Genomic DNA, 9,504 nt, shown 5'->3' on the forward strand with positions numbered 1-9,504 from the left:
TGATAAAAAATACAAAAGTTTAGTAAAAATATACAAAATGAAGGTCTGCAATTCTACAGATCATCAGGCTGTCCGCAAGGTATCGGATAGACAGACGTCATTCCGGTAGAAATCAGTTTGCTGATAAGTCTTGCCATCTCCTCCGGCGTCTCCTTTTTGCCATGAGCCAGCCATGACTCGATCAGACCGGAGCAGCCGGAAACGAGAAAATTGCTGAAATATTCATAAGTTGGCAGAAAATCAGCTGAATGATGCGCAACCATCCATTCGTGTATGTATTGGTGTTCAAACAATTTCTTGATCTTGACAGAAAAAGAAATATCGCCATTGGGACTCAGCAGTGCACAGCACAGATTAGAGTTTTGGTCAATGATCTGAAAAATTTCGACAAAGAGCGGATAAGGAAAATCCGGAGTATGATCCGGGTGATAATTTTTGAAGACCTGCTCAAACTGTTCTAAAAGCTCCTGCTCGGTCTGCTCTAACATGTCATAAATATCTTTGTAGTGCAGGTAAAAAGTGCCGCGGTTGATGTCAACAGACTCGCATAATTCTTTTACGGTGATATCCTTGATACTTTTTTTCAGCATGAGGGAGGTGAGTGCGTGTACAAGCAGATAGCGGGTGCGCTTGATACGGCGGTCGGTTTTTGCTTCCATATATAATGTGAGATCCTTTCATATAAAATGTGATGTTATTGTCTAGTATTTTTTCTGGAGTTATGATTAAAAATTTATAATCCTAAAAATTTTCTGAAATAATCAACACAGTGTACATAATATGTCAATTAACAAACAGTTTTGAAAAATATGTTTATTGAGTAAACCAGATGCCCTTATTATAATAATGCAGTATAAAATAATCAACACAATGTTAAGTATAGTGAAATGAATCAGCGGTAAAACAACTGATGTTTTGCTGCGTAAGAAAAATGATTCAGATGTAACATGAAAGAGGATGAATATGGAAGAAAAACAGGAAAAAGAAAAAGGGAACTTCTGGCTTACCGTCGCTTCCTTTATTGTAAATAAGCGGAAAGCGATCGAAATTCTGTTTGTTTTGGCAATGATTTACAGTGTTCTTTCTATTAATAAGGTGCAGGTCAATCAGGATATCACATCCTATCTGCCGGCAGACAGTGAAACGAGGATCGGGCTGTCACTGATGGAGGAGCAGTTCACAACTTATGGCAGTGCCAAAGTCATGGTCTCGAATATCACCTATGCGCAGGCGGAAGATCTGGTTGACGATCTGGAAAATATTGAGGGCGTGAAGCAGATTGAATTTGATGATTCTAAGGATCATTTTACAGGTGCGGATGCGCTGTTTAGTGTGACGTTTGACGGAACGGAGGATGAACAGATCAGCAAAGATGCGCTTGAGGAAGTAAAAGAGACTCTGGATGGTTATGATGTCTATGTTTCGTCCTCTGTCGGTGAGGAGGAGCGCAGTGCAGAGTCACTTTCGCAGGATATGAATATTATTCTTGTGCTGGCGGTTGTCATCATTGTTGCGGTGTTGATGCTCTCCACAAAAGCATATCTGCAGATCCCGGTATTACTGATCACATTTGGTGTGGCAGCAGTTTTAAATATGGGTACAAACTACTGGTTTGGAACGATCTCATCTGTCACAAATTCCATTGCCGTTGTGCTTCAGTTGGCACTGGCAATCGACTATGCCATTATTTTGTGTGACCGTTTCATGGAAGAACATGAGACGCTGGATGCAGAGGAAGCGGTGAAAGTGGCACTCTCCAAGGCGATCCCGGAGATCAGCTCGTCCTCCCTTACCACGATTTCCGGCATGGTTGCGATGATGTTTATGCAGTTCCGGCTGGGCTACGATATGGGTATCATTCTGGTAAAAGCGATCATACTCAGCCTGATTTCCGTTTTCTTCCTAATGCCGGGCGTGCTTTTGATTTTTGCAAAAGGAATTGATAAAACCCATCACAAATGCTATGTACCAAAAATTACGTTTGTAGGTAAATTTGCAAATCTGACCAAATACATCATTCCGCCGGTTTTTATCGTGTTTCTGGTATTTGCATTTTGGGAATCTAATCACTGCCAGTATATATATGATACGAATTCCATTGTCAGTGCGAAAAAGAGTGAATCGAAAATTGCAAGTGAAAAAATTGAGAATACCTTTGGTGCCAGCAATCAGTTGGTTGTCATGGTTCCAAAAGGGGATTATGATTCCGAGAAAAAGGTATTGGGAAAAATTGAAAAACTGGATTATGTAAACTCGGCATTGGGACTTGCAAATGTGGCGATCAATGATGATTATATGCTGACGGATAAGCTGAACCCAAGACAGTTTGCAGAGTTGACGGATCTGGATGTAGAAGTTGTACAGATTTTGTATACAGCATATGCATACAATGAGGAGCAGTATGGTCCGGTATTTACCGGCATTGATGATTATGAGGTGCCGATCATTGATATGTTCCTGTTCCTGTATGACCAGTATCAGGAAGGATATGTGACATTAGATGCAGATCTTGACGATCAGCTTACGTCCTTATATGACACGCTGCATGATGCGCAATTACAGCTGCAGGGAGATGACTATTCCAGATTTGTATTAGATCTGTCACTTCCGGCGGAAGGGCAGGAAACCTATGATGCGATGGATGAGATCCGGGGTATTGCGGCGAAATATTTCGGAAAAGACAATGTCATTCTGGTAGGAAACTCCACGAGTGACCATGATCTGGAATCTTCCTTTGCATCGGATAATATCGTGATCAGCGTATTGACAGCACTATTTGTTATGATCATCCTGTTTTTCACGTTCCAGTCAGCAGGGCTTCCGGTGCTTCTGGTACTCACTATACAGGGAAGTATCTGGATCAACTTTGCAGTTCCGGCAATGAGGGGACAGACAATATTCTTTATTGCGTACCTGATCGTGTCTGCAATTCAGATGGGTGCAACGATCGACTATGCAATCGTTATTTCCAGCAGATACATGGATCTGAAACAGAGAATGCCGATCAAAGATGCGATTACTGAATCCTTAAATCAGGCATTTCCAACTATTTTTACTTCCGGAACAATTTTGACCTGTGCAGGATTTTTGATCGGTGAGATTGCATCCGATCCGACGGTTGCCTCCATTGGTGTGGCTTTGGGACGCGGTACGTTAATATCCATTATTCTGGTTCTTTTTGTGCTGCCGCAGATTCTGCTGTTTGGTGATTTTATCATTGAGAAGACAGCCCTTGCCATGAATATTTCACGTCCTCAGAAGGAGGTTGTCGGCAGAGTGAGGGTGACCGGACATGTAAAAGGTTATGTACAGGGAGAGATTGATGCAGATGTTTCCGGTGTATTCCAGGGACAGATGAAAGTGTCGTTAGATTCGCACATACCGGGCAGACATGGAGAAGTCACACATGACGATACACAAAATCCAATGCTGCCGGGAATGACGCAGGATGAAAATGTGGCTGCAGAATCAGAGACAGCCGCAAAGGAAGAGCAGGAGGAGAAAAAGTCATGAAAAAGATGAGAATGAAAGTACTTGCCCTGTGTTTTTCCATGACACTGACCGTTTCTGCTCTGGCAGGAAACGGACGGTTGACCATACAGGCTGCCACCTCACAGGAAAGCAGTGGTACAAAAGAAACCACAGAAAAAGATAGCACAACCAGTGCGGATACGGCAGAAAATAAAAATCAGATCATCGAAATTGCCGATGAAAAGGCATTTGAAGAATTTTTACAGAACTGTCAGTATGACAGCTGGAGTGTTGGAAAAACGGTAAAACTTACCCATAATATTGATCTTTCGAAGGTTGATTTCAATGGTGTTGCATATTTCTCTGGGGATTTTGAGGGCGGCGGTCACACGATCAGTAATGTGAAGCTGCAGGTAAAAGGCTCGGATCACGGATTTTTCCGTTATCTGGGTAAAAGCGCAGTTGTGAATGATCTGAAGATCTCCGGTAAGATCACTTCAGAGGGAAGCTGTAAAAATATTGGCGGAATTGCCGGTGTGAACTATGGTACGATCGGGAACTGTTCCTTTGAAGGAACTGTCAATGGAAAAACAGCAGTCGGAGCGATCGCAGGGATCAACAAACCGACCGGAAAAATTGTAAACTGCAGGAGCAATGCAACAGTGACAGCCACCAATCAGACCGGAGGAATCGTTGGAAATAACGAAGGACTTGTGTCAGAGTGTACATCGGAGTGCAGCATCAATACAGATGAGCTGAAAACCACGATGGATATTGGAGGCGTTGACATTGGTACATTAAATCTCACAGGGCGTGTAATAGACCGGAATGATATGGGCGGAATTGTGGGTGTTTCGACTGGAATTGTCAGTGAATGCATCAATCAGGGAAAAATCGGTTTTGCACACACGGGTTATAACGTGGGTGGAATTGCCGGACGCCAGAGTGGAAAAGTCATCGACTGCCACAATGAAGGGGAAATCTACGGACGAAAAGATGTAGGAGGAATTGTCGGTCAGGCGGAGCCGTATATAGAATCGGAGTATCTGGATGATAAGGTAAATCAGGTGCAGGATTCGGTCAGTTCCATCAACACGACCTTAAGCAACATTGCTTCGACCATGAGTGATACCTCCACAGCAGCAAAGACCTATGTGGACAATCTGTCGGAGCAGTACGATAATTCTTCGAAAACTTTGTCGGAATCTCTGGGTTCCCTCTCAGATTCCATCGGGGAATCAAACCCGGAAGCGCAGCAGTACATGAATAATATTCATAATTCTCTGGATAAAATAGATAGTATCCAGGGAAACAATCATATTTTAAACAAAGAACAGGCAGAGGCGGTTTCAAAAGAATGGCAGAATATCAACAGTAATCTGTCCAACATTCGTGGAACAATCTCCGATTCCAATAAAACGGCAGAAGATTTTATGGATGATATTTCCAATCAGATAAAAGAGAAAGATACGAACGGCGATATTGATAAGCTGACGAACACAGTGGATGATGGAATCCAGTCTGTCACAAATGATGTGCAGAAGATCAGTAAGCAGATCAAAAGCATTCAGAATACGGTTGGAGATACGCTTTCTGTGGTGACAGGCGATGAGGAGTATATGGAAGATATCTCGTCCGCAGCCAGCGCAAAAGATACAGATGGTGTTGTTTCGGGAAGTGTAAACCGCGGAATGGTCAATGGCGATCTCAATGTGGGTGGAATTGTCGGAACGATGAACATTGAATATGATCTTGATCCGGAGTTTGATCCTGATCTTACAGATTCTACGGACATTACACTCCGTTCTACCGTGAATAATGTTGTCATCCGCTGTAGCAACTATGGGGAAGTGACTTCAAAGAAAAACAGTGTCGGTGGTATTACCGGATTAGAAGAACTTGGACTGGTCTATGGAAGTGAAAGTTATGGCTCTGTGAAATCTGATACGGGGGATTATGCCGGAGGCATTGCAGGAAACAGTGTCAGTGCAATCGCCAACAGTTACAGTCTCTGTAATATAAATGCAAAGGATTATGTCGGAGGCATTGTCGGAAGCGGATATACCGTGAAAAACTGTGTTTCTGCATCTACGATCACAAGTGATGGGGAAGGTCTGGGAAGCATCGCAGGAACTGTGTCTGAAGAGGGCGAGGTAAAAGGTAACATTTTTGTGGGCGATGACCTTGATGGAATTGACAACATCAACTATGCTGGGATTGCAGATGAAAAAAGTTATGAAGAGGTCATGAAACTTGAGAATATTCCGGAAGGATTCCATAAAGTGAAGATAACTTTCCGGGCAGAAGATAATGTGGATATTGTAAAGACAATCGCATATAATGGAAGCTTCAGTGAATCTGATCTTCCACAGATTCCGGAAAAAGATGGTTACTATGCAGTCTGGCCGGAGGATCTGGTTGGAAAACCAATGACGGAAAATAAAACGGTGGAGGCAGAGTACAGCCGTTGGACAGAGAGTATCGTGGGAACGGAAGTGATAAACGACGCAAAAACAGAAGATACAGCTAGTGAAAGTTCCGATACAGAAAATGAAAAAGCAGTTTTCCTTCTGGAAGGGAAATTCTATGATGACACTTCCATCCAGATGGCAGAGTGTGACACAGATCTGCCGGACGGAGATGTCGTGTATGCTTACAACTGGAGTCTTGAACACCTGCATGACAAAATATATGATACAGTAAAAGCACATTTTTATGTGCCGGACACTTCAGGAAAAAATGAGATCTGGTACAGAGAAACAGGCAGTGATGCATGGACATTGGCAGAAACCACAGAGGACGGCAGTTACCTTGTGGCAGACATTCCATATGAGGCAGCGTTTGCACTGGTACATACGGCGGCAGATCACACCTTGTACTATGCCGGCGGCGGTGCAGCGGTTGTATTGCTTTTGATCATACTGATCATAAGAAAACGCCGGAAGCGTGCACAGAAAAAATAAAATGATTTGATAACACAGAGAGGCAGCTATGATATTTGAGACACATGCACATTATGATGATGAAAGTTTTAACGATGACCGTGAAGCATTGATCCGTTCCCTGCCGGAAAAAGGGATCGGCAGGATCATCAATGTCGGGGCTTCGATAGAGACAACAAAGACAACTCTGGAACTTGCTGCAAAATATGACTACATTTATGCAGCGGTGGGCGTACATCCAAGTGACATCAGCGGGTTGAATGAAGAGACATTTGCCTGGTTAAAAGAGCAGGCATCTCTTTCAAAGACCGTTGCGATCGGTGAGATCGGACTGGATTATTACTGGGATAAAGAGCCGGAGGTGCAGAACGCACAGCGTTACTGGTTCAGACGGCAGCTGGAACTTGCCAGGGAAACCAACCTTCCGGTGATCATCCATTCCAGAGATGCAGCAGCCGATACGATGGAAGTGATGAAAGCGGTCCACGCAGAGGAGATACCGGGTGTCATCCACTGCTATTCCTACTCCAGAGAGATGGCACAGGAATTTATCAAAATGGGTTACTACATCGGTGTCGGTGGCGTCGTCACATTCAAAAACGCAAAAAAACTGAAAGAGACAGTGGAAGCAATCCCATTGGAGCGCATTTTACTTGAGACGGACTGTCCTTACATGGCACCGGAACCGCACCGCGGCACGAGAAACGATTCTTCCAATATTCCGTTTGTGATCGCAAAAATCGCAGAATTAAAAGGAATCACAGAGGAGGAGGTCGAGCGTGTGACGGAGGAGAATGCGGTAAGGTTATTCACAAAAGTGTCTTAATTCCACAGCATCCTTCCAGAACCGTTTCGGAATATTCTGTGCCTGTAATTCGGGGTTGGTGCGTGCTTCAATCGCAATACTGTCGAAAAAGGCCAGCCACAGTTTCTGGAATCTTGCTTCATTCTCAGAATAGTTCTGAAGAAGTTCGGTATTGATGTCCGAAGCATCTACAAGCATATAATTCTTTCCGGCGCGGTGGACTGCCGCAAGCTGGTGGGTTTCATCGTAAATCATAAAATTTTCCTGCGGAAAACGATCCGTAAAATGCTCTGCTAAAATTGGCAGGACATTATTTTTGGGATGGATCGTGGAAAACAGAACGCCGTTCTGCAGTTCCGAAAAGCGCAGAAAACCTTTCAGGTGGTGGGCTTCGGAGGCTGTGGCTCTGGACAATTCAAAGACACGGTAAATATAAGGATTACTCAGTGAATCCAATACACGGGCACCCTTTGGTGAATGAAGTGCGGCAACGATCGTCTGATACACGGCGTTCGCTTTGTCCATCTTCTTCTTGCCGGAAAGATCAATGGATAAAATAGCAGTAAGGATTGTCTCGTAAAAATCGTGTCCAAGCTTCCGGTTTAGCGTGGAAACAACTTTTCCGGCTTTTTCAGCGGATGGTGCGACGGTGTGGTAGTCGCAAAACAGCTCGTAATTATCCGGCTGACCGGATACCAGATAAATATCAGCGTGGGAGCATCTTTCCTGAATCTTTAATTCCCAGGCATCGTATACGCCGGTCAATATTCCGTTTGGTGTGTTTTCACAGATAAATACATGCATAATGTCCTGCTCCTGTCTTGAGAAAAATATTCAGGGAAATAAAAGTTTTACATTTATCTACGACAGCGGAAGCGGCTCCGTGGATAAGCCGGTATCGAACAGGCTCAATTGTTGATAACCGCTCTCACGGATCTCACGTGGTATCTGTGTCTTATCGCCCATCAGATTGCGGCAGATATAATCTTCTTCCAGCTTCGTGCGGTACATCATCCTGCCGGAGCAGGTGATAAAATAAAGAGCGCGTTTCAACACAACACCTATCTTCTTGAGATCAGCAAAATCGAGGGTGCTGTGGCGTCTTGCTTTTACAATGCGGCTGGCAGACTTATAGCCAATACCCGGGACACGGAGCAGTGTATCATAGTCTGCACGGTTGATCTCGACCGGAAAATATTCCAGATGCCGGATCGCCCAGTCACACTTGGGGTCGAGAAAAATGTTAAAGTCCGGCCGCTCCGGACTTAAAAGCTCGTCGGCTTTAAATTTATAATAGCGGAGCAGCCAGTCTGCCTGATACAGACGATGTTCCCGCAGGAGCGGCGGACCGCCGGGCAGTGCAGGAAGATTGCTGTTGTGAGTGACATTCACAAAGGCAGAATAGAACACTCTCTTTAAATCAAATTTCTGATACAGATTCTCGGCAATGCTCACAATCTGGTAATCGTTTTCCGGGGTTGCGCCGATGATCATCTGTGTGCTCTGTCCTGCGGGTACGAACTTCGGGGCGTGCCGGTAAAGAGCGATTTCATTCTTATTTTCCGTAATACCGTTCTGAACCATGCGCATTGGCTTTAAAATGGTATTTCTCGACTTGCAGGGCGCAAGCCTTTTCAGGCTGTCTGCGGTAGGCAGTTCGAGATTAATACTCATGCGGTCAGCCAGAAACCCAGTTTTTTCAATCAGCAGAGGATCAGCGCCGGGAATCGCTTTCACATGGATGTAACCGTTAAAATGGTGCACAGTGCGCAATTTATAAAGGGTCTGGTATAAAAGTTCCATCGTATAGTTGGGGCTTACCATAATGCCGGAACTTAAAAAAAGACCTTCAATATAATTCCGCCGGTAAAATTCCATCGTCAGTTCGCAGACTTCCTCCGGGGTAAAGGCAGCCCGCCGGACATCGGAGTTACAATTATTCTGGCAATAAGAGCAGTTAAAAATACATTCGTTTGTAAATAAAATCTTGAGAAGGGAAACACACCGCCCATCTGCGGAAAAAGTATGGCAGATCCCACAGGAAATAGAGTTGCCAAGACCGATGCCGTTACCACTGCGGTCCACACCGCTTGATGTGCAGGCAACATCGTATTTTGCAGCGTCTGAGAGAATCGTAAGTTTTTCCATCAGTGACATATTTTGCTGGATTTTCATCTGGATGTGATCTCCTCCAATCAAAAAAATAAAATAGAACATATGTTCTGTGAAATGAGAATACCACATCCGGAAAAAGAATGCAAGAGAAAAAGACTGCCAATTTCTGGA

The 9,504-nt window shown here is 44.2% G+C and carries 6 protein-coding genes; 3 read left to right on the forward strand and 3 right to left on the reverse strand.

Annotated elements, in window-relative coordinates; all coding sequences use genetic code 11:
• Positions 1–53: 53 nt before the first annotated feature.
• Entirely contained in the window at positions 54–659 is a 606-nt protein-coding gene (locus ROSEINA2194_RS03955) for a TetR/AcrR family transcriptional regulator (protein ID WP_007883681.1), read from the reverse strand.
• A gap of 304 nt (positions 660–963) precedes the next feature.
• On the opposite strand from ROSEINA2194_RS03955, the gene ROSEINA2194_RS03960 reads away from it, so the two are divergent.
• Genes ROSEINA2194_RS03960 through ROSEINA2194_RS03970 form a run of 3 tightly spaced genes read left to right on the forward strand, consistent with a single transcriptional unit; the run spans position 964 to position 7,239 of the window.
• The gene (locus ROSEINA2194_RS03960; protein ID WP_081453871.1) at positions 964–3,513 is read left to right on the forward strand and encodes an efflux RND transporter permease subunit; all 2,550 of its coding nucleotides are present in this window, start codon (positions 964–966) and stop codon (positions 3,511–3,513) included.
• Complete coding sequence (locus ROSEINA2194_RS03965) at positions 3,510–6,434, forward strand: methyl-accepting chemotaxis protein (RefSeq protein ID WP_007883684.1); 2,925 nt, start codon at positions 3,510–3,512, stop codon at positions 6,432–6,434. Before ROSEINA2194_RS03960 ends, ROSEINA2194_RS03965 begins: the two co-directional genes overlap by 4 nt.
• Before the next feature lie 28 nt (positions 6,435–6,462).
• Complete coding sequence (locus ROSEINA2194_RS03970) at positions 6,463–7,239, forward strand: TatD family hydrolase (RefSeq protein WP_007883685.1); 777 nt, start codon at positions 6,463–6,465, stop codon at positions 7,237–7,239.
• On the opposite strand, the gene ROSEINA2194_RS03975 is transcribed toward ROSEINA2194_RS03970, so the two are convergent.
• Both ROSEINA2194_RS03975 and ROSEINA2194_RS03980 read right to left on the reverse strand, forming a co-directional pair.
• The gene (locus ROSEINA2194_RS03975; protein WP_007883686.1) at positions 7,219–8,022 is read right to left on the reverse strand and encodes a TIGR03915 family putative DNA repair protein; all 804 of its coding nucleotides are present in this window, start codon (positions 8,020–8,022) and stop codon (positions 7,219–7,221) included. The two genes, ROSEINA2194_RS03970 and ROSEINA2194_RS03975, sit on opposite strands and share 21 nt — an antisense overlap.
• Before the next feature lie 57 nt (positions 8,023–8,079).
• On the reverse strand, positions 8,080–9,393 hold the full coding sequence (locus ROSEINA2194_RS03980; RefSeq protein WP_044927148.1) for a putative DNA modification/repair radical SAM protein: 1,314 nt from the start codon (positions 9,391–9,393) through the stop codon (positions 8,080–8,082).
• Positions 9,394–9,504 lie beyond the last annotated feature (111 nt).

Source organism: Roseburia inulinivorans DSM 16841, assembly GCF_000174195.1.
Taxonomy (GTDB): Bacteria; Bacillota; Clostridia; order Lachnospirales; family Lachnospiraceae; genus Roseburia; species Roseburia inulinivorans.